This window comes from Pseudoneobacillus rhizolycopersici, assembly GCF_054786815.1.
Genome location: NZ_JBTOOE010000205.1, coordinates 1 through 245 on the forward strand (window position 1 = coordinate 1; position 245 = coordinate 245).

Here is a 245-nt window from a genome sequence, read left to right on the forward strand (position 1 = left end):
GGCTGCATGGCTTGCTGATGGTCTGTGGCTTCATGCCGCTGTACTTCGCGGGCTTCCTCTTCACGGCAGGCCCCCGCTGGTTGCAGATGCCGGAGGTCAGCGCGCGCGATGTGCGGCCCGCCTGCCTGATGCTGGCCACCGCCTGGTGGCTGGTGCTGCTGGGCGCGGTGACCGACAGCCGCATCGTGGCGCTCGGCCAAGGCTTGGGCCTGCTCGGCTGGGGCCTGTTGATGCACCGCTTCGCC

1 protein-coding gene is annotated in these 245 nt (G+C 69.8%); it reads left to right on the plus strand.

All coding sequences use genetic code 11. The annotated features are described in order from the left end of the window. Positions 1-245: NnrS family protein (locus tag ACX9YW_RS23440; RefSeq protein ID WP_460351191.1), on the plus strand; the 245-nt coding region annotated here is incomplete at both ends.